20 protein-coding genes are annotated in these 18,470 nt (G+C 58.6%); 3 read left to right on the top strand and 17 right to left on the bottom strand.

The window, feature by feature from the left end:
* Positions 1 to 26 precede the first annotated feature (26 nt).
* The 11 genes from IEV38_RS10425 to IEV38_RS10375 all read right to left on the bottom strand — a co-directional run bounded on the left by IEV38_RS10425 (position 27) and on the right by IEV38_RS10375 (position 9,741).
* Entirely contained in the window at positions 27 to 560 is a 534-nt protein-coding gene (locus IEV38_RS10425) for a F0F1 ATP synthase subunit delta (RefSeq protein WP_188396161.1), read from the bottom strand.
* A 2-nt stretch (positions 561 to 562) separates the two neighbouring features.
* Entirely contained in the window at positions 563 to 1,033 is a 471-nt protein-coding gene (locus IEV38_RS10420; RefSeq protein WP_188396160.1) for a F0F1 ATP synthase subunit B, read from the bottom strand.
* Between the two features lie 73 nt (positions 1,034 to 1,106).
* Positions 1,107 to 1,349: a F0F1 ATP synthase subunit C gene (gene atpE / locus IEV38_RS10415; RefSeq protein WP_188396159.1), complete on the bottom strand. Its 243-nt coding sequence runs from the start codon at positions 1,347 to 1,349 to the stop codon at positions 1,107 to 1,109.
* Positions 1,350 to 1,431: 82 nt separating this feature from the next.
* Complete coding sequence (atpB, locus tag IEV38_RS10410; RefSeq protein ID WP_188396158.1) at positions 1,432 to 2,262, bottom strand: F0F1 ATP synthase subunit A; 831 nt, start codon at positions 2,260 to 2,262, stop codon at positions 1,432 to 1,434.
* A gap of 13 nt (positions 2,263 to 2,275) precedes the next feature.
* A complete protein-coding gene (locus tag IEV38_RS10405; protein WP_188396157.1) occupies positions 2,276 to 2,614 on the bottom strand; it encodes an ATP synthase subunit I in 339 nt (112 codons plus the stop codon).
* A 231-nt stretch (positions 2,615 to 2,845) separates the two neighbouring features.
* Positions 2,846 to 3,736 (bottom strand): ParB/RepB/Spo0J family partition protein, encoded by an 891-nt coding sequence (locus IEV38_RS10400; protein WP_188396156.1) that lies wholly within the window; start codon positions 3,734 to 3,736, stop codon positions 2,846 to 2,848.
* Positions 3,737 to 3,783: 47 nt separating this feature from the next.
* Positions 3,784 to 4,554, bottom strand: a complete 771-nt coding sequence (locus tag IEV38_RS10395; protein WP_188396155.1) for a ParA family protein — start codon at positions 4,552 to 4,554, stop codon at positions 3,784 to 3,786.
* Positions 4,555 to 4,653: 99 nt separating this feature from the next.
* Positions 4,654 to 5,319: a 16S rRNA (guanine(527)-N(7))-methyltransferase RsmG gene (gene rsmG, locus IEV38_RS10390; protein ID WP_188396154.1), complete on the bottom strand. Its 666-nt coding sequence runs from the start codon at positions 5,317 to 5,319 to the stop codon at positions 4,654 to 4,656.
* Positions 5,316 to 7,247 (bottom strand): tRNA uridine-5-carboxymethylaminomethyl(34) synthesis enzyme MnmG, encoded by a 1,932-nt coding sequence (gene mnmG / locus IEV38_RS10385; protein ID WP_188396153.1) that lies wholly within the window; start codon positions 7,245 to 7,247, stop codon positions 5,316 to 5,318. The genes rsmG and mnmG overlap by 4 nt, the downstream gene beginning before the upstream one ends.
* A 134-nt stretch (positions 7,248 to 7,381) precedes the next feature.
* Positions 7,382 to 8,146, bottom strand: a complete 765-nt coding sequence (locus tag IEV38_RS10380; protein ID WP_188396152.1) for a sulfite exporter TauE/SafE family protein — start codon at positions 8,144 to 8,146, stop codon at positions 7,382 to 7,384.
* 77 nt (positions 8,147 to 8,223) lie between these two features.
* Entirely contained in the window at positions 8,224 to 9,741 is a 1,518-nt protein-coding gene (locus tag IEV38_RS10375; protein WP_188396151.1) for a CoA-acylating methylmalonate-semialdehyde dehydrogenase, read from the bottom strand.
* Between the two features lie 799 nt (positions 9,742 to 10,540).
* Here IEV38_RS10375 and IEV38_RS10370 point away from each other — a divergent pair.
* Positions 10,541 to 10,996, top strand: coding sequence for a hypothetical protein (locus tag IEV38_RS10370; RefSeq protein ID WP_188396150.1), 456 nt, complete (start codon positions 10,541 to 10,543; stop codon positions 10,994 to 10,996).
* A 17-nt stretch (positions 10,997 to 11,013) separates the two neighbouring features.
* Here IEV38_RS10370 and IEV38_RS10365 read toward each other — a convergent pair whose 3' ends face one another.
* Positions 11,014 to 13,029, bottom strand: a complete 2,016-nt coding sequence (locus IEV38_RS10365; protein ID WP_188396470.1) for an AsmA family protein — start codon at positions 13,027 to 13,029, stop codon at positions 11,014 to 11,016.
* Positions 13,030 to 13,221: 192 nt separating this feature from the next.
* Complete coding sequence (locus IEV38_RS10360) at positions 13,222 to 14,181, bottom strand: LysR family transcriptional regulator (RefSeq protein ID WP_188396149.1); 960 nt, start codon at positions 14,179 to 14,181, stop codon at positions 13,222 to 13,224.
* Positions 14,182 to 14,332: 151 nt separating this feature from the next.
* Between IEV38_RS10360 and IEV38_RS10355 the strand changes: the two genes are divergently transcribed.
* Both IEV38_RS10355 and IEV38_RS10350 read left to right on the top strand, forming a co-directional pair.
* A complete protein-coding gene (locus IEV38_RS10355; protein WP_188396148.1) occupies positions 14,333 to 14,575 on the top strand; it encodes a hypothetical protein in 243 nt (80 codons plus the stop codon).
* 538 nt (positions 14,576 to 15,113) lie between these two features.
* The gene (locus IEV38_RS10350; RefSeq protein ID WP_188396507.1) at positions 15,114 to 15,311 is read left to right on the top strand and encodes a hypothetical protein; all 198 of its coding nucleotides are present in this window, start codon (positions 15,114 to 15,116) and stop codon (positions 15,309 to 15,311) included.
* Between the two features lie 46 nt (positions 15,312 to 15,357).
* On the opposite strand, the gene IEV38_RS15385 is transcribed toward IEV38_RS10350, so the two are convergent.
* From IEV38_RS15385 to fdhF, 4 genes are all read right to left on the bottom strand, one after another.
* Positions 15,358 to 15,489 carry a hypothetical protein gene (locus tag IEV38_RS15385; protein ID WP_268234722.1) on the bottom strand — a complete coding sequence of 44 codons (132 nt, stop codon included), beginning with the start codon at positions 15,487 to 15,489 and terminating at the stop codon, positions 15,358 to 15,360.
* Positions 15,490 to 15,507: 18 nt separating this feature from the next.
* On the bottom strand, positions 15,508 to 15,735 hold the full coding sequence (locus IEV38_RS10345) for a formate dehydrogenase subunit delta (RefSeq protein WP_188396147.1): 228 nt from the start codon (positions 15,733 to 15,735) through the stop codon (positions 15,508 to 15,510).
* A gap of 29 nt (positions 15,736 to 15,764) precedes the next feature.
* Positions 15,765 to 16,589 (bottom strand): formate dehydrogenase accessory sulfurtransferase FdhD, encoded by an 825-nt coding sequence (gene fdhD, locus IEV38_RS10340; RefSeq protein ID WP_188396146.1) that lies wholly within the window; start codon positions 16,587 to 16,589, stop codon positions 15,765 to 15,767.
* 21 nt (positions 16,590 to 16,610) lie between these two features.
* The coding region (fdhF, locus tag IEV38_RS10335) for a formate dehydrogenase subunit alpha (protein ID WP_188396145.1) at positions 16,611 to 18,470 on the bottom strand (1,860 nt) is incomplete at its 5' end.

Here is an 18,470-nt window from a genome sequence, read left to right as displayed (position 1 = left end):
AATTTTCTCTTTGGCTTGGACGACGATCAGGCGGTCAGTGCAATCTGCATCTGCTGCAGCTTGGCGCGTACCGAGGTATCGAGCACTTCGTCGCCGACGACGACGCGTACACCGCCGATCAGGGCGCTATCCACGGTCACGATCGGGTTGAGCTTGCGGCCGAATTTCTTTTCCAGCGTGGCGACCAACTCGGCAACCTGCGCCGACGACAGTTCGAACGCACTGACGATCTGCGCATCGGCCGAACCCTGCTCCGCGTTCTTCAGTTCGAAGAACTGCTCGGCGATCTCGGGCAACAGCGTCAGGCGATCGTTTTCGACCAGCATGGCGATGAAGTTTTTCGCTTCGTTGCCGACCGGAGACTTCAATGCCGCGGTAAAGACGGCAGCGATGTCGGCGTCCGACACTTTCGGGTTGTGCGCCAGTTCACGAAGATCCGGATTCGCCGCCACCTGGGCCATTTCGGAAACCAGAGCGGACCAGTTGTTCAGATCGGCGGCTTTCGCCACACGGAACAGGGCTTCGGCGTAAGGACGGGCAATCGTTGCGAGTTCAGCCATGATTACAGCTCGGTCTTCAGTTGGTTCAGCAGGTCGGCGTGAGCCGCTGCGTTGACTTCGCGCTTGAGGATCTGCTCGGCGCCCTTGACGGCCAGCGTGGCAACCTGATCGCGCAGGGCTTCGCGCGCCTGGGTGATCTGCTGCTCGGCTTCGGCCTTGGCGGCAGCGATGATGCGCGCTGCCTCTTCCTCTGCCGTTTTCTTGGCTCCATCAACAATCGATTGACCGCGCTTCTCAGCATCGTTGATACGCTTCTGACCAGCTTCTTGTGCCGATGCCAGTTCTGCCTGGACACGCTTCTCAGCCATGGCGAGGTCAGATTTGCCGCGCTCTGCTGCAGCCAGACCGTCCGCGATCTTTGCGGCACGCTCATCGAGTGCCTTCATCAGTGGCGGCCACACGAATTTCATCGTGAACAGCGCCAGGATGAAAAAGACCACGAACTGTGCAAACAAGGTTGCATTTAAGTTCACAGTAATTTCCTTCTCAAATTAACGTCTGCTGAAACCAGATGTTTCAGCATGATGACCGGTAACGAGAACCGAATTAACCAACGAACGGGTTGGCGAATGCGAACAGCATGGCGATACCGACACCGATCAGGAATGCAGCATCGATCAGACCGGCCAGCAGGAACATCTTGGTTTGCAGCGTGTTCATCAACTCGGGTTGACGTGCGGAAGCCTCAAGGTATTTGCCGCCCATGATAGCGATACCGATACAGGCGCCGATTGCACCCAGACCAATGATCAAACCACAAGCCAGTGCAACAAATGAGAGGTCGGTCATGACAATTCCTTCTAAGTTAAGTTAAGTTAAAGCAAAAAAATACAAAAACGGATCCTGCCGATACTGCAATTTCAAACCAGGTTTAGTGAGCCTCGTGCGCCTGACCGATATAGACCAGCGTCAGCATCATGAAAATGAATGCCTGCAGCAGCACGATCAGAATATGGAAGATGGCCCACAGCGAACCCGCCACGACATGGCCGAGGAAGCCGAACGCGGTCGCGGTCGAACCCAGCAATGCGATGAGCAGGAACAGCAATTCGCCGGCGTACATGTTGCCGAACAACCGCATCGCGAGGGAAACGGTCTTGGCCGCGAATTCGATGATGTTCAACAGCAGGTTGAACGGTGCCAGCCAGATGCCGAACGGAGCGGCGAACAATTCGTGGATGAAGCCGCCGGCGCCCTTGATCTTGAAGCTGTAGTAGATCATCAGCGCGAACACGCCGAGGGCGATGCCCATGGTGCCGTTCAGATCGGCGGTAGGCACGACGCGGTGATAAGGGATGATGTGATCGATACCGACCCAGTGGAAAAAGGACGAAAACATATCGACCGGCAGGAAATCCAGCGAGTTCATCAACGCAACCCAGACAAACACGGTCAGCGCCAATGGGGCGATAAAGGTGCGGTCGCCATGCACGATCGACTTGGCTTGGCCGTCAACCATCTCGACGATCATCTCGATGGCAGCCTGGAAGCGACCCGGCACGCCCGAGGTTGCCTTGCGTGCTGCGGCCCACATCAACAGGCAGCCAACCACACCGGCAAACACGGCCCAGAAAATCGTGTCCATGTTGATGACCGAAAAATCGACGATCTTGTCCTGGTGCTTGGTCGAAAAGTGCCCCAGATGGTGAACGATATATTCGGAAGCGGTTGGTGCGTGATGCGCCGCTCCTGCTGTTGCCATTTCAGTCGCCATGTCAGTGCCTAAACAATAAGATGATGTAACTTTTCAGTGCCACGATGAAGGCAGCGACCAGCGCCAGCACATTCACATCGCGGTACAACCAGACGACTGCTGCCAGTGCGGCAATCGTCACGCCGATCTTTATAAATTCCCCGAAGAAAAATGTCATCGGGCTAACGGATTTGGTCATTTGCGCCGCGATATACAAGCGCAAGGCAAACAAGCCGTTTGGCACCACGCAGCACAAACCACCCAACAGCGCAGAAAAGAATCCGGGCAAGCCGGCAATCAGGCCGGCTATGACACTGGTGATGACCGTAGTCGCAAGTTGCGTAAGGACGACGGGCAGCATTACAGGTCCAGATGGTGCAGTTCGGCGGCAAAACTACTGGCCGCTTACCGAGTTGAAATTAATGCAAACTCTTGCGTTCCGTGAAGCCACGGGATTATAAGTGGATTCTCAGGATAGCGTCAAACGTTTGCGCTGCAATGAATCAAGTTCATGGCGGTTATTGCACCGGTACAACGCCGGCATCCATTCCGGCCCGTTTTTGGTGCAGAAGCCCCGGATTTCAGGACCGCATCATTCCCTGTCGCGCAGGCGGGCAATGATGCCATCCAGCGCGTCCAGGTTGGCAAAGTCGATCAGCAACTGACCCTTGTTGCGCGCGCCGAGCTTGATCGACACCGCGGTGGCCAGGGTGTCCGACAACTCCTCTTCCAGCCGGGCGATGTCGCGCGACTTCTCCCTGACGCGCGAGGGGCTGCTGCCCTGCTCGACCGTGGCGCGCGTGACCAGTTTTTCGGCGTCGCGCACCGACATGCGCTTGGCGACGATCTGGTTGGCCAGCGTGATCTGGGTCGCGGAGTCGGCTGCCAGCAGCGCGCGCGCATGACCCATGTCGATGTCGCCGGCCATCAGCATGGTCTGCACCGGCTTGGCCAGGTTCAGCAGGCGCAGCAGGTTGGAGACCGCGCTGCGCGAACGACCGACCGCGGTGGCGGCCTGTTCGTGCGTGAAGTTGAAATCGGTGATCAGGCGATGGATGCCCTGTGCTTCTTCGAGCGGATTCAGGTCCTCGCGCTGGATGTTCTCGATCAGCGCCATGGCGGCGGTGGCTTCGTCGTCGACTTCCTTGACCAGCACCGGCACCTCGGTCAGGCCGGCCAGCTGGGCGGCACGGAAGCGGCGCTCGCCGGCGATGATCTCGTAGCGCTGGCGGCCACCGCTGGATGCGATCGGGCGAACCAGGATCGCCTGCAGCAGGCCCTGCGCCTTGATCGAGGCCGCCAGTTCGTTGAGCGCGCCTTCGTCCATGCGTGTGCGCGGCTGGTATTTGCCGGCCTGCATGTCGCCGACCGACAACGTGGTCGGCGCACCCGGCACGGTGGCAACCGCTTCGGTGAAATCGCTGCCGCCGCCGAGCAGGGCGTCGAGGCCGCGTCCGAGTCCCTTCTGTTTTTTCGTGACCATATCTCTTTTCTGCTTTCCGTTTGTTTCGAGGGACGCCTTGATTCTCTTCAGAGCGTCTTGATGCGCTCGACCATTTCCGCGCCGAATGCCAGATAGGCTTGTGCGCCCTTGGACGAGGGATCGAAGTTGATGCCGGGCATGCCGTAGGACGGCGCCTCGGCCAGCCGCACGTTGCGCGGGATGATGGAGCGGAACACCTTGTCGCCGAAATGCTGCTCGAGTTGCGACGACACCTGCTGCGACAGCGTCATGCGCGGATCGAACATCACGCGCAAGAGGCCGATGATCTTCAGATCCGGGTTCAGCTTGGCGTGCACCTTCTTGATGGTGTTGACCAGATCCGACAGGCCTTCGAGCGCATAGTATTCGCACTGCATCGGGATGATGACGCCATGCGCGGCGCACAGGCCGTTGAGCGTCAGCATCGACAGCGCCGGCGGGCAGTCGATCAGCATGAAATCGTATTCGTCGTCGACCGCGGCCAATGCATCCTTGAGGCGCTTTTCGCGGTTGTCGAGTTCGACCATTTCCACTTCCGCGCCGGCCAGTTCGCGATTGGCCGGCAGCACGTCGAAGTGCCCGGTTTCCGAGCGCACGCGCGCGGCGCGCACATCGGCCAGGCCGAGCATGACTTCGTAGATCGAGGCGTCGAGTTCGGCCTTGTTGATGCCGGCGCCCATGGTGGCATTGCCCTGCGGATCGAGATCGACCAGCAGCACGCGCTGTTCGAGCCGTGCCAGGCCTGCTGCCAGATTGACTGCCGTGGTGGTTTTACCGACGCCGCCCTTCTGGTTGGCGACGCAAAAGATTTTTGCCATGTTCTCGTTCTGGTTGGTGATCGCTGCTTGTTGTTCGGTGCGACATCTGCCGCTCGCTGAAAATGACTGCTCCCTGTTGCCTGATCGCCGGCGGATGAATCACGCCATCGCTCTTTCGACGAACACCAGATGGCGCTCCGCTTCGAGCATCGGCACTTGCAGCCGACGCACTTCGGTAACCCGCCAGCCGGCCGGCAGGTGCGCCACTTCGTCGTCGGGCGCAACGCCCTTGAGCGCGATGAAATGACCGCCCTCTTCCAGCAGATGCTGGGTCCACGCGACGAAATCCGCAAGCTCCGCGAAAGCGCGCGAGGTGATGACGTCGAAGGCATGCGGCGCCTGCCACTGCTCGACGCGTCCGGTCTGCACGCTGACGTTGTGCAGCGCGAGTTCGGCCTTCACCTGCGTCAGGAAGGCGGTCTTCTTGTGTACGGTATCGATCATCGTCAGCCGCAGGTCCGGCTGCGCCTCGGCCGCCCAGATCGCCAGCACGATGCCCGGCAGGCCGCCGCCGGCGCCCACGTCCAGCACCTGCCGCGCGCCGTCGAAGGCGGTCACGGCAGCCAGCGAATCGAGCAGGTGCTGCACCACCATCTGCGCCGGGTCGCGCACCGCGGTCAGGTTATAGACCTTGTTCCACTTGACCATCAGCGCCAGGTAGTCGATCAGCTTTTCCAGCTGGCGCGCGCCGAGATCGAGCGCCATCGCCTGCGCGCCGGCCTGCAGCTGCGCGGTCAGCGCGGCGCGGTCGAAGGCGCCCTTCATGCGGCGGCTTCGGACTGCGCCGCCAGGAATTCCTTGAAACCACCCTTTTTCAGATGCACCAACAGCAGCGAGATCGCGGCCGGCGTCACGCCCGAGATGCGCGATGCCTGGCCCAGCGTTTCCGGGCGTTGCTTGTTGAGCTTCTGGCGCACCTCGATCGATAGGCCCTTGACTTCCATGTAGTCGAATTCGGCCGGCAGCTTGAGGTTTTCGTAATGGTCGTGACGTTCGACCTCGCGTGCCTGGCGTTCGATGTAGCCCGCATACTTGATCTGGATTTCGACCTGTTCGCGCACGCTGTCGTCCTCCACGCCCGGTGCCGCCAGCGCCTGGCCATCGATGCCGGTCAGCGTCAGCAGGGATGCGTAGTTGACGTTTGGCCGGCGCAGAAGGTCAGCGAGCGCATACTCTCGCTCTATCGCTTTGCCCAGCACGCGTTCCGCTTCGGCCTGCGCCAGAATGCGCGGATTGACCCAGGTCGAGCGCAGGCGCTCGAGTTCGCGCGCCACGGCTTCGCGCTTGCACTCGAAGACTTCCCATTGCGCATCGCCGACGCAGCCGAGCTTGCGACCGATCTCGGTCAGGCGCATGTCGGCATTGTCCTCGCGCAGGCTCAGGCGGTATTCGGCGCGGCTGGTGAACATGCGGTAGGGTTCGAGCACGCCTTTGGTTATCAGATCGTCAACCAACACACCCAGATAGGCTTCGTCGCGGCGCGGCGTCCACGCTTCGCGTTCCTGCGTATGAAGCGCGGCATTCAGGCCGGCCAGCATGCCTTGTGCCGCCGCTTCCTCGTAACCGGTGGTGCCGTTGATCTGGCCCGCGAAGAACAGGCCTTCGATGGCCTTGGTTTCCAGCGAGGCCTTGAGGCCGCGCGGATCGAAGTAGTCGTATTCGATCGCGTAGCCCGGACGCAGGATGTGCGCATTCTCGAGGCCGCGCATCGAATGCACGAGCTGCAATTGCACGTCGAACGGAAGACTGGTCGAAATGCCGTTCGGATAGAACTCGTTGGTGGTCAGCCCTTCCGGCTCGAGGAAGATCTGGTGCGATTCCTTGCTTGCGAAGCGATGGATCTTGTCCTCGATGGACGGGCAATAGCGCGGACCCACACCCTCGATCTTGCCGGTGTACATCGGGCTGCGGTCGAGTCCGCTGCGGATGATGTCGTGGGTCTGCTCGTTGGTATGCGTGATCCAGCACGGCAGCTGCTTCGGATGCATGGACGCATTGCCCATGACCGAAAAGACCGGCACCGGATCAAGATCGCCCGGCTGCTCTTCCATCACCGAGTAATCGATGGTGCGCCCGTCGATGCGCGGCGGCGTACCGGTTTTCAGCCGGCCCTGCGGCAGCTGCAATTCCTTCAGGCGCGCCGACAGGGAAACCGCCGGCGGATCGCCCGCGCGGCCTGCCGCGTAGTTGTTCAACCCGACGTGGATTTTTCCATCGAGGAAGGTACCGGCCGTCAGTACCACCGCCCTTGCCTGGAAACGGATGCCGACCTGCGTCACTGCACCCACCACGCGATTGCCGTCAACGATCAGGTCGTCAACTGCCTGCTGGAACAGCCAGAGGTTGGGCTGGTTTTCGAGCCGCGAACGGATCGCCTGCTTGTAGAGCAGACGGTCGGCCTGGGCACGCGTGGCACGCACCGCCGGTCCCTTGGAAGAATTGAGGATGCGGAACTGGATGCCGGCCTCGTCGGTGGCGATCGCCATCGCCCCGCCCATCGCATCGACTTCCTTGACCAGGTGCCCCTTGCCGATCCCGCCGATGGACGGGTTGCACGACATCTGACCGAGGGTCTCGATATTGTGCGTCAGCAGCAGCGTGGCCTGTCCCATGCGGGCGGAAGCCAGCGCGGCTTCCGTGCCGGCATGACCGCCGCCGACAACGATGACATCGAATGTGGTTGGAAAGAGCATGGTGCGCCTCGAGGCGGCAAGTGAACAAGAGGCGAAATTATAAACGCTTTGCCGGAGGATTTCCCCTCGCGGGGCGAATGCAACTAAAAAGTGTGGCAAACAGCCCCGAGTGTTTCACGTGAAACACTTAGCGCCTACATGAAGAAAGCGTCATGGGTGGTCTTCAGAATCAAACCCGATACCACGATCAGGAACAGTATGCGCACGAATCCGGTGCCATATCGGATTGCCAGTCTGATGCCAATCAGCGAACCCGCCACATTGCACACTGCCATCAGCAAACCCAGCTGCCAGAGAAGATGGCCGCTGTAGCCGAACCAAAGCAATGCCGCCACATTGCAGGCAACGTTCACGACCTTGGCGACGGCCGAGGCAGCCAGGAAGTCGAAACCGAAGAAGCGGATGAACAGGAATACCAGGAAACTCCCGGTCCCCGGGCCGAAGAACCCATCATAGAAACCGATGCTGCCGCCAACCAGGATCGCCATCAGCTGCTCCTTGCGGCCGGTATGCGCCGGCGCATGATGCTTGCCGAAGTCTTTCTTGATGAAAGTATAGACAGCAACAAGGATCAGGATAACGGGCAGAAATTTGCGAATGAAGTCAGCAGGAATATGCGTGACCGTCAATGCACCCATGAATGAAAGCGCGAATGCCGCAAGTGCTGCCGGCAACGCAGTGTTCCAATGCACGCGGATTCTGCGCGCATAACCATGCGCAGCAGCGGCCGTTCCCCATACACTGGCGAGCTTGTTGGTGCCTAGCAATGTAGCCGGCACGGCCTGGGGCAAGGCAGAGAAAAGCGCGGGCACCTGGATCAGCCCTCCGCCTCCGACCACCGCATCGATCATGCCGGCACAAAAAGCAGCCAGTGCCAGCAGCAAGACTATTTCATCCATCTGATTCTAAAAAAGAGGACTGGATGTTTCACGTGAAACATCCAGTCCTTGTTGCCAAATAATATTACCAATGAACACTACTTGTTGACCGGCATCGAGAATTCAGCACCCTTCCCTATCGACGACGACCACCTCTGCATGACGGACTTATAACGCGTATAGAAATGCACACCTTCTTCTCCGTATGCATGCAGGTCGCCAAACATCGATCGTTTCCAGCCGCCGAAGGAATGCCAGGCCATGGGAACCGGCAGCGGTACATTGATGCCAACCATGCCGATCTCCACTCTTCTCGAAAACTCGCGCGCGGTATTGCCATCTGCCGTGAACAACGCCACACCGTTACCGAATTCATGCCCGTTGATGAGATCGATCGCCGCCCCCAGATCCGGCACCCGCACCACGCACAATACCGGACCAAAAATCTCGTCCTTATAAATAGTCATGTCCGGCGTCACATGATCGAACAGGGTTCCGCCAAGGAAGAATCCCTTTTCGTGCCCCGCCACCTGCAGCCCTCGTCCATCAACCAGCAGCTTTGCTCCGGCCTGCTTGCCATCCTCGATATACTGCTCGATTCTTGCCTTGTGTGCTGCACTGACCACCGGTCCCATCTCGGCATCTTTTTCCATGCCGTTACGAACCTTCAAGGTCTTCACTCTTGCCACCAGCGCTGCGACCAGATCGTCCGCAACCGAACCGACCGCTACCGCCACCGAGATCGCCATGCAGCGTTCTCCGGCAGAACCATAGGCTGCACCCATCAAGGCATCGACCGCCTGTTCCAGATTGGCATCCGGCATCACCACCAGATGATTCTTTGCACCACCCAACGCCTGTACCCGCAATGGATAAGGCCCTTTGCGTGCAGTACCTGTCGTATAGACATGCTCTGCAATCGGCGTTGACCCGACAAAGGACACCGCCCTTACATCAGGGTGGGTAAGCAGGCCATTGACGGCACACTTGTCGCCCTGCAGCACATTGAATACGCCATCGGGCAAACCTGCCTGCTGCAGCAGATCGGCCACCATCAACGATGGCGAGGGGTCGCGTTCCGACGGTTTGAGAATGAAGGTATTGCCGGTCGCCAGGGCCAATGGCGCCATCCACATCGGCACCATGAAAGGAAAATTGAACGGCGTGATACCGACCGTCACCCCGAGCGGCTGACGCATGTTCCAGTTGTCGATCCCGCCGCCGATATTGTCGGTGAATGCGGTCTTCAGAAGTTGCGGCACCCCGCAGGCAAACTCCACCACTTCCAGCCCGCGCGTCACCTCGCCGTAGGCATCCGAAAACACCTTGCCATGTTCGCGCGTGATTGCAGCAGCCAGTTCATTATGATGCTTTTCTATCAACTCCTTGAACCGGAACAACACGCGCGCCCGCTTTGGCGGTGGAGTCTCAGCCCAGGCCGGCGCTGCTGCCTTCGCCGTCGCTACCACGCTCTGCACATCCGAATCATCCGCCAGAATGACGTGCGTGCCCACTTCTCCGGTAGCCGGGTTATAGACTGGTTGCCGTTCTCTTCCTGTGGGACTGACGCGGCGACCTCCGATATGGTGTCCCAGCTCCGTGCTGTCATTGCTCATGATGTCTCCCTCTTTTGATGGCGCTCGCCCTGGGTAATGAAGGCATCAAGATTACCACCACGCATGCGAAACAAGCAGTGGCTCCGCACAACGGACATTGGTCATCATGTGGATAAGGTTTTGGTCAAGCCGTGGATAGTGTGTGGATAAACGATAGGTAGAGTGAAGCACTGATCTTATGCAAAATCTGTCCTGCCGCCATACACCTCTTATGCAGGATTTATGAATTCTTCAAGTCATTGATTTCAATTGCATTTCCCTGCTTATCCACAGAAACAGCCATATGTTAACTATTACTACTATCCATATATATAAACAACAGATTAAAACCCCCTTCCTCTCTCTGCACACACGGCATGAAAAAGATCGCGTGAACGTTCCAAAAAAGAATGGGAAATGACATGTCATTTCGACACATTTATCTTATGGAAAAATAAACATCTTTACTGTTGAAAAAGGAATTTCACGATTCATCTGCCAGTAATACAAACAACGATTGTGGATAAGCCTTTGGACAACAGGAACCAGTCTTGGTGGATATCCATCTCAAAGCAGTGAAGAGAATTCTTGTACAGAATTTATCCTGATCGCATACAGGTCTTTTCCAACCAGCTATGAAATCGATAAGGTATTGATCTGCAAACTGTTAACTGACTTATCCACAGAAACAGGCCTGCGTTAACCATTACTACTATCTATATATACAAACCAGAAGAAATAAAAGAAGAACGGCGCTACCGTGCGATGCATGCAGCACATCCTGATCCGTTGAATAGCTGGAATAGACAAAAGGACAAAAATGAATGCCTTGGCACTTGGGAGATTTCTGTTGATTGCCGCTGCAACGGCTTTTCCCGCATCTGCGCAAAATGGACAACCCTCATCTCTGTCCGTGTATGAAGGCAAGTATCCAGCCGACTCCTCGTTGCCAGTCTCTTTCCTCGAACATCCACTCGTTGTCCAGGCTGTCGAGCAGACTGTCCCCCTTACGGATATTCGACGCTGGCTGCTCAATTCGGCAGGACCGAAAACGCCGATCTGGATCAAGCAGGAGCGCATCCATTCCTGGGGATGCGAGGCGCATAATTGCGGGCCGCACAACTGGACCATTTCCATGAAGCTCGATGGCTCCGATCCGGTGATCTGCTATTACAGCCAGGACATTGCGCGCAATGGCACGCAATGGTTCCTGCCGGGCCGAACCGAATGGCGGCTGTATGCCTGTCCTGGCGAAGCCAGGGATGCAAGCGATTAAAGAAACGATTAACGGTTTTATTTCTTCTTCATGGTCTTGCCAGGTGGCGGTGCCACCGGTTTGGCCTGCGCTTCCTTGAGCAGTGCAGCGCATTTGCTTTCTTCTTCGCCACCGACATTGATCAGTGGCAGCAGTGCCGTCACCGGTGCCACCGCACCCAGCGCAATGGCACTGCCCGCCTTGAGTGCCAGTACACCCTTGTCGATATCCACGTCCGGTTTCTTGAAGGTGCCTCGCACGTAGATCGGTGCGCGCAGCGAGACGATGCGCAGGCCCTTGGTGACAGGGCGAATCGTGAGCTCGAGCTGTTCGGTGGCGAGGTTGATGGTACCGTCCACATGCATGACGGCATCCTCGGTATCGACCAGCAGCGTACGCGTACGGATCAGGCCATCGGTGACGGCGAGATCGGTCGCCATGCAGTTGAGCTGCACCTGCTTGTCGCCGAACAGCATGTTGAGCACGATGTTGCCGACGTTGAGACCGATCTGCTCGAGCAGCAGCTTGCTGATGGTACCGTCGTTGACCAGGGCCTTGATCTCGCCGTTGGACTTGGCAAGGAAGGTCGCAATCGAATCGCCGGTGGCCGACAATGAAGTGTCGGCATTGACTTCACCGAAGCTCGCCTGCATCGGCTGGAAGGTCGGGAACAGCTGCTTGAGCTTGAGACCGCGTGCCGCGACCTTGGCTTCTGCCTTGATGGTCGGATTGCGGCCATCCATCTTGATGTTCGATGTCAGCGTGCCGCCGGCCATGCCGAATTTCAGCGGCGTCAGCGTGACCACGCTGTCCTGCAGTTTCAGATGCGTGTAGAGGTCGTCGATCGGCAGCGCCTCGTCCTTGCGGATCTTGCGGCCGGTCAGTTTGACGTCGGCATCGATGCTGCCCCAGCGGTCGGTGGTGAATTTCTCGACCGGCAGCACCTTGTCTTCCGGCTGCTTGGTAGCGACGCCGCGCTCGCGCTTGCTTTCATTGGAATCGGCACCGACGATCGGACCCAGATCCTCGAACTTGAGCAGGTTGGATACCACTTCGCCAGACAGCAGCGGGCGCGGCTTCTTGCCTTCGTAGGTCAGCGTGCCGCCGATGTCGCTCTCGCCCATGCGGCCCTTGAAGTTTTCGTAGGTCCACTTGCCGCCGAGATCGTTGGTGATACCGCGCAGCCGCCCTTCGGTCGAATACTCGGGCGTCTTGGGCAGCGTGAGGCCGGTCAGCTGGTACAGATCGGCCATGCTCGGTCCGGACAGCTTGAGTCGCATGTCGATCGCTGCCAGTTCCTGCGGCTTGGTCACGGTGCCGGACACGGAAATTGCCGTCTTGCCGACCGTCAGGCTCGCCTGCAGCGGGAATGGCTTCTCCACGTTGCGCAGTGCCAGCAGTTCGCCAGCCTTGCCGTCGCCACCTATGCGCGCGCCATTGAAGGAGCCGGAGAGCTTCCAGCCCATCACGTAGTCATTGTCGGTTGACGGTTCCAGCGTATCGATGTCGGCCTTGGCATCGATGTTCTTGATCTCGTCCTTCAGACGGATTTCACCCTTGTAGAACACCAGGCGCTGCAGATCCAGCGTCCACGGCGAGGGAGCGTCATCGTCGTCCTGCTTGAAGGTCCAGTTGTTGCGGCCATCCTTGATGCGTTCCAGCACGATCTTCGGATCGTCGAGCTGCAGGCGCGGAATCACGATGTTCTTTGCGAGTAGCGGCAGAGGATTGATCGAGAAGGTGATGTGCCCTACTTCCGCCATATTGCCTTCCTGCCTAGACCAGTCGGGTTGGCCCATGACCACATCATGGGCGCTCAAACGCGGTGCCGGTATCCAGTCGCGCCAGGTGTCGGTACGCGGCGTGGCACGCTGCCAGGTCAGCGACAGGTCGCCGTTGATGGCAAAGGGACGTCCGGTGGCATCGCTGACCTTTTCATTGAGCCATGGCTTGACCCTGTTCCAGTCGAACGTAACCAGTACGATGACCAGAATGATCAGTAGCGCCAGCACTGTCAGACCGCTCCACATGGTTATTTTTCTTGCGCGCGACATAGCCATCTCTCTTCTCTCTTTTTCTTGAGTGCCTGAAACGATGGGACCCGCACGTGTCGTTGCGAGTTCAATAAGAGCCTGTGCGCTGTCAGACAGGAAGAAGGGGAGAAAGGAATGTTGTCGGAAAACCGGAATTTGGTCCGATACAGGCAAAAAAAAACCCGCCGTCGGGGCGGGATGCATGCAGCAGGGTTACTTGCGTTTCTTGATGCGACTTACGCCTTCTTCGGTACTGGCGCTCAATTGCTCGCGCAGCCACTTGTGCGCCGGATTACGTGCGTCGCGCTCGTGCCACAGCATATCGACGTGTACGTCCGGCAGTTCGAAAGGAAGGCTCTTGGCAACCAAGGCTTCCTCCATGCCGGTAGCGGCAATCAGGTGGCGTGGCAGAACCGTGATCAGATCGGAGCTCGCGACCACCTTGCCGGCGGTGAAAAACTGATTGACCGTCAGCAGGATGCGACGCTCGCGGCCGAGCTCGCTGAGCGCATCGTCCATCAGACCCTTGGCGCGGCCCGAAAAACTGACGAGCAGATGGTGCGCTTCGCAGTAATTGTCCAGGTTCAGCTCTTCCTTCGCCAATGGATGGTTCTTGCGCATCACGCACACGTACTCGCCGGTATAGAGGCGTTCGTGACGGATCTGCGACACCGCGGTGTTCTGTCCGCTCGCGAGCTGCGCCGCCACGCCCGGGAAAAAGCCGATCGCCAAGTCGATGTCGCCGCGCAGCAGCATCGGCCGCGGTTCGCGCGTTGTCAGCGGTACCATGCGCACGTTCAGGCCCGGCGCGTCGCGTTCGATGGCGCGCACCAGGAACGGCAGCCACAGCGCTGCGGTAGCGTCGGCCATGGCCATGCGGAAGGTGGTGTTGGCACGTGACACATCGAAGGTGTCGGGCGTCACTGCCGCCTCGAGGTCGGACAGCGCGCGCCGCACGATCGGCCACAGTTCGACCGCGCGCGAGGTCGGCTTGACGCCGTGGGCGGTGCGGATGACGAGTTCATCGCCCAGGGTATCGCGCAATCGGCGCAGGGCATTCGACACGGCCGGCTGGGTCATGGCGAGCAGGTTGGCGGCGCGGGTCAGGTTCTGTTCCGTCATCACGGCATCGAAGACGCGCAACAGGTTCAGATCCAAGGTCAGAAAGCTCATTTTGTTCGGGTTTCTAAAATGTAAAAGTGGGTATTTAAATCATTCACGAGAGTTATGACAGCTATCCTAACTTGAAATTAGATTTATATCTCTAGTGTACCTATACTGCATTCAACGATAAAGCATATCGCTTCAACTTCAAGGAATCGTCATGTTCAACTTCTTCCGCCGCGCTTCTTCCAGCCAGTCCGTGCAGTCGCCTTTTGCATTGAATCGCCGCGCCAACCAGATTGCCCAGTCGCAGCCCGAACTGGCGATCCAGCTGCGCATGCTCGCCGCATATGGCAGCAAGAAGCAGACCCGCACCAGCGGTACCAAGGCAAGCAGCGCGGCCCCCGCTGTATCGAATCTGCAGCCGCACGCCGAAGTCCGCACCCCACGTATTTTTGCCTGAGTCCGCTGGCGATCCGGTATTCGGCTCAGATAGAGCCGGTTTCCGGATTTGCAAGCATGGCAACAGAACGAAATATCGAAATTGATTCAGGATGGCGGCTCTGCCGGTCAGAAGCGCCATCCAGCCGTGTCTCCTCCTCCCTCTCAAGGAAGGTTCAAGCCCCAGCGTGCCGACTGCCGCGGGGCTTTTTTTTGTCCGTTATGAGGGTGTTATTGGCAAGTCGATTCGTCAGAATGCATGACCACCGGCTGCAGCTTGGCCGTCTTGTCCTGGCCATGCGTAACCACGGTGGCAGGTTTTCGTAGGGGTTGCCTGATCGCTGATGGATAAATCCTGCCGACTAGCGTTCTATCCGTGGATCAGCGAGTGGAGACGTAGAGTTCCGAAACGGAATCCGCAAACAGAAGATTAAAGGGTGCTTGGAAGTATGCTCATACCATGCCTGTTGCGCATTGACACGCGATTTTGAGGAATGACGGCACGCAAAGTGGTTTGGGTGCAAAATATGCGTGTCCCGTAGTTTCCACGAGAGTTGCTATTGCAGGAGAAGCATTTGGGTCGCATTATCCGAAACAATTACGCCAATGACGCCTTGCTGAAGGAATTGATGACGGCACCGCCGATGACAGCAGAACAGCATGCGGAAATCATGCGCAAGCGCATTGCGCATCGCAGGATGGTAGAGGAAGCGAAGGAATTGAAAACGGCCAGCGAGGATCGTTTTGCCGAAGAATGAAAAAGCGCGGCATTGACCGCGCTTTTTTCATGCCGGAGACATTTCTTCATTCCTCTTCGTTTCCTTCGCGGCTGACCAAGCCATCTTGGTAAAAGTCGTTGCTGTGTCTGAAATCGCCATAAAAAAGACTGCATGCCGCTGATACGGCCATGCAGTCCTTGTTTTCGGCGGCGGGCATGATGCCCGTCTGCTTAAATCAGAGCAGCTTGCGCGAACGCACGGCTTCCAGTGCGAACTCGCTGAGGCCTTCGCCGTCGTGTTCCTCGACATGCGCCATCAGCGCCTTGCGCATGCGTGGATCCCACGAACGCTTGAGATGACCGATAAATTCGTCAATCGACTGATTGCGGTCGCGCATCGCCACGAAAAAATCGCCGATCTGGTTTGCCATCTTGATCAGCGTATCAATGTTATTGCCGCTCATTCCTGTCTTCCTTCGAAAGAATAACTATTTCAATTATCGTGCTTCAACCGATGCGGCTGCGCATACACCACGTGACTGTGATCGCGAACAAAGCCGATCAGCGTGACATTGGTGTCGTTGGCCATCTTGATCGCCAGGCTGGTCGGCGCCGAAATGGCGGCGATCAGTCCGATGCCCATCGTGGCCGACTTCTGCACCATCTCGTAGCTGGCGCGGCTGGTGATCAGCACGGCGCCCGCCGAAAAATCGAGCTGGCGGTTGGCCATGGCGCCGATCAGCTTGTCGAGTGCGTTATGACGCCCCACGTCCTCGCGTACCAGCACCACCTCTCCGCTCAAATCCATCCAGGCCGCTGCATGCGTGGCGCCCGTATATTTCTGCAGGCGCTGCTGCGCACGCATGGCGCGCATGCCGGCATGGATCTGCGCGGCGCTGAACATGGCGTTGCCGCTGGCTGCCTGCGGATGCCGAATCGCCTGTTCCAGCGTTTCGGCGCCGCACAGGCCGCAACCGGTACGTCCGGTCAGGTTGCGACGCTTGTCCTTCAGCGCGACGAAGCGCTCGGTGGCGATGTCCAGTTGAACCTGGATGCCATCGCAGCCGGGCACTACTTCGCAGTCATACAGCTCGGATTTGTTTTCCAGAATGCCTTCGCTGAGCGAAAAGCCCAGCGCGAAGTCTTCCAGATCGTAGGGCGATGCCATCATCACCGCGTGCGAGATGCCGTTGTATTCCAATGCCACAGGCACTTCCTCGGCCACATCGTCTTCGCAGACGGTGCGGTTGTCCACGTCCCATTTTTCTACCGGGACGCGGACCAGTGCACTGCGTTCATCGTCAATGACGGCATTCATCGCACAGGGCGAACGCCAACCTTACTTCGTGGCGGCAGGCTCGCGCGGCACCATGTCGGTGGTCGCAAAGCGTTCCTGCTGCGTGTTGAAGCGGTTGTACGTACGCTGCCATTCCGACGGCTGGTTCACCGGCGTGATCTGAACGGCCGTCACCTTGTACTCTGGGCAGTTGGTGGCCCAGTCGGACGAGTTCGTCGTGATCACGTTGGCACCCGATTCCGGGAAGTGGAACGTGGTGTAAACCACGCCCGGCTGGATGCGCTCGGTGATGTCGGCACGCAGCACGGTTTCACCGGCAGACGACTTGATACCGACCCAGTCGTTCTGCTTGATGCCTTTTTCAGCGGCATCGTCCGGATGGATTTCCAGGCGATCCTCGCTGTGCCACATGTTGTTGAACGTACGACGGGTTTGCGCGCCGACGTTGTACTGCGACAGGATGCGACCCGTGGTGAGGATGAACGGGTAGTCCTTGCTCGGACGCTCGCCGCTGCCGTAGAACTTGGTCGGGATGAAGCGGCCCTTGCCGCGCACGAATTCGTTGATGTGCATGGTCGGGGTGCCTTCCGGTGCCTCGTCGTTGCATGGCCACTGGATGCTGCCGCCGAGTTCGTCGATGCGCTTGAAGCTCACACCGGTGAAGGTCGGCGTCAGTGCGGCGATCTCGTCCATGATTTCGCGCGGATGCTTGTAGTTCATTGGGTAACCCAATGCGTTCGACAGCATCATGGTGACTTCCCAGTCGGCGTAACCGGCTTTCGGCGGCATCACTTTACGCACGCGCGAGATACGGCGTTCGGCGTTGGTGAAGGTGCCGTCTTTTTCCAGGAACGATGCGCCCGGCAGGAACACGTGTGCGTACTTGGCGGTTTCGTTCAGGAAGATGTCCTGGACGATCACGCACTCCATGGCTTCCAGCGCAGCGGTGACGTGCTGGGTGTTCGGGTCGGACTGGACCACGTCCTCGCCTTCGCAGTACAGGCCCTTGAAGGTGCCTTCGAGCGCGGCGTCGAACATGTTCGGGATGCGCAGGCCAGGTTCGGATTCGAGCGTGCAGCCCCAGACCGCTTCGAATTCGGCGCGTGCGGTCGAGTCGGACACGTGACGATAGCCCGGCAGCTCGTGCGGGAACGAACCCATGTCGCACGAACCCTGCACGTTGTTCTGGCCACGCAGCGGGTTGACGCCCACGCCTTCGCGGCCGACGTTACCGGTTGCCATCGCCAGGTTGGCGATGCCGATCACGGTGGTCGAACCTTGTGCGTGTTCGGTCACACCCAGGCCATAGTAGATGGCCGAGTTCTTGGCGCTCGCGAACATGCGGGCGGCGCCGCGGATGTCGGCTGCAGGCACACCGGTTGCGGACTCCAGCGCTTCCGGCGAGTTTTCCGGCAGCGAGACGAACTCTGCCCATTCCTCGAAGGAATCGACTTCGCAACGTTCCTTGATGAAGTCCGGCTTGTGCAGGTTTTCGGTGATGATGACGTGCGCCAGCGCGTTGACGATGGCAACGTTGGCACCCGGCTTCAGTTTCAGGTGGTAGTCGGCCTGGATGTGCGGCGACTTGACCATTTCGGTGGTACGCGGATCGACGACGATCAGCTTGGCGCCCTGACGCAGGCGACGCTTCATGATCGAGGCGAACACAGGGTGACCTGCTGCAGGGTTGGCACCGATGATCAGCACGCAGTCCGATTTCATGACGGAATCGAAAGTCTGCGTACCGGCCGATTCACCCATGGTGACCTTCAGGCCATAACCCGTCGGCGAGTGGCAGACGCGTGCGCAGGTGTCGACGTTGTTGTTGCCGAAGGCAGCACGCACCAGCTTCTGCACCAGATAGCCTTCCTCGTTGGTGCAGCGCGACGACACCAGGCCGCC

It is taken from the genome of Oxalicibacterium flavum, assembly GCF_014635065.1.
Taxonomy (GTDB): Bacteria; Pseudomonadota; Gammaproteobacteria; order Burkholderiales; family Burkholderiaceae_D; genus Oxalicibacterium; species Oxalicibacterium flavum.
The sequence above is the reverse complement of the archived record's forward strand: the minus strand, read 5'-3'. Positions and strand labels throughout refer to the sequence as shown.

Coding starts and splice junctions, on each gene's coding strand:
- IEV38_RS10360 (WP_188396149.1), bottom strand. CDS start 14,181: ATGAGCTTTCTGACCTTGGATCTGAACCTGTTGCGCGTCTTCGATGCC.
- IEV38_RS10405 (WP_188396157.1), bottom strand. CDS start 2,614: ATGCTGCCCGTCGTCCTTACGCAACTTGCGACTACGGTCATCACCAGT.
- IEV38_RS10400 (WP_188396156.1), bottom strand. CDS start 3,736: ATGGTCACGAAAAAACAGAAGGGACTCGGACGCGGCCTCGACGCCCTG.
- IEV38_RS10365 (WP_188396470.1), bottom strand. CDS start 13,029: ATGTCGCGCGCAAGAAAAATAACCATGTGGAGCGGTCTGACAGTGCTG.
- atpB (WP_188396158.1), bottom strand. CDS start 2,262: ATGGCAACAGCAGGAGCGGCGCATCACGCACCAACCGCTTCCGAATAT.
- fdhD (WP_188396146.1), bottom strand. CDS start 16,589: ATGAATGCCGTCATTGACGATGAACGCAGTGCACTGGTCCGCGTCCCG.
- IEV38_RS15385 (WP_268234722.1), bottom strand. CDS start 15,489: ATGCCCGCCGCCGAAAACAAGGACTGCATGGCCGTATCAGCGGCATGC.
- IEV38_RS10370 (WP_188396150.1), top strand. CDS start 10,541: ATGAATGCCTTGGCACTTGGGAGATTTCTGTTGATTGCCGCTGCAACG.
- mnmG (WP_188396153.1), bottom strand. CDS start 7,247: ATGCTCTTTCCAACCACATTCGATGTCATCGTTGTCGGCGGCGGTCAT.
- IEV38_RS10355 (WP_188396148.1), top strand. CDS start 14,333: ATGTTCAACTTCTTCCGCCGCGCTTCTTCCAGCCAGTCCGTGCAGTCG.
- IEV38_RS10375 (WP_188396151.1), bottom strand. CDS start 9,741: ATGAGCAATGACAGCACGGAGCTGGGACACCATATCGGAGGTCGCCGC.
- IEV38_RS10425 (WP_188396161.1), bottom strand. CDS start 560: ATGGCTGAACTCGCAACGATTGCCCGTCCTTACGCCGAAGCCCTGTTC.
- atpE (WP_188396159.1), bottom strand. CDS start 1,349: ATGACCGACCTCTCATTTGTTGCACTGGCTTGTGGTTTGATCATTGGT.
- IEV38_RS10345 (WP_188396147.1), bottom strand. CDS start 15,735: ATGAGCGGCAATAACATTGATACGCTGATCAAGATGGCAAACCAGATC.
- rsmG (WP_188396154.1), bottom strand. CDS start 5,319: ATGAAGGGCGCCTTCGACCGCGCCGCGCTGACCGCGCAGCTGCAGGCC.
- IEV38_RS10395 (WP_188396155.1), bottom strand. CDS start 4,554: ATGGCAAAAATCTTTTGCGTCGCCAACCAGAAGGGCGGCGTCGGTAAA.
- IEV38_RS10380 (WP_188396152.1), bottom strand. CDS start 8,146: ATGGATGAAATAGTCTTGCTGCTGGCACTGGCTGCTTTTTGTGCCGGC.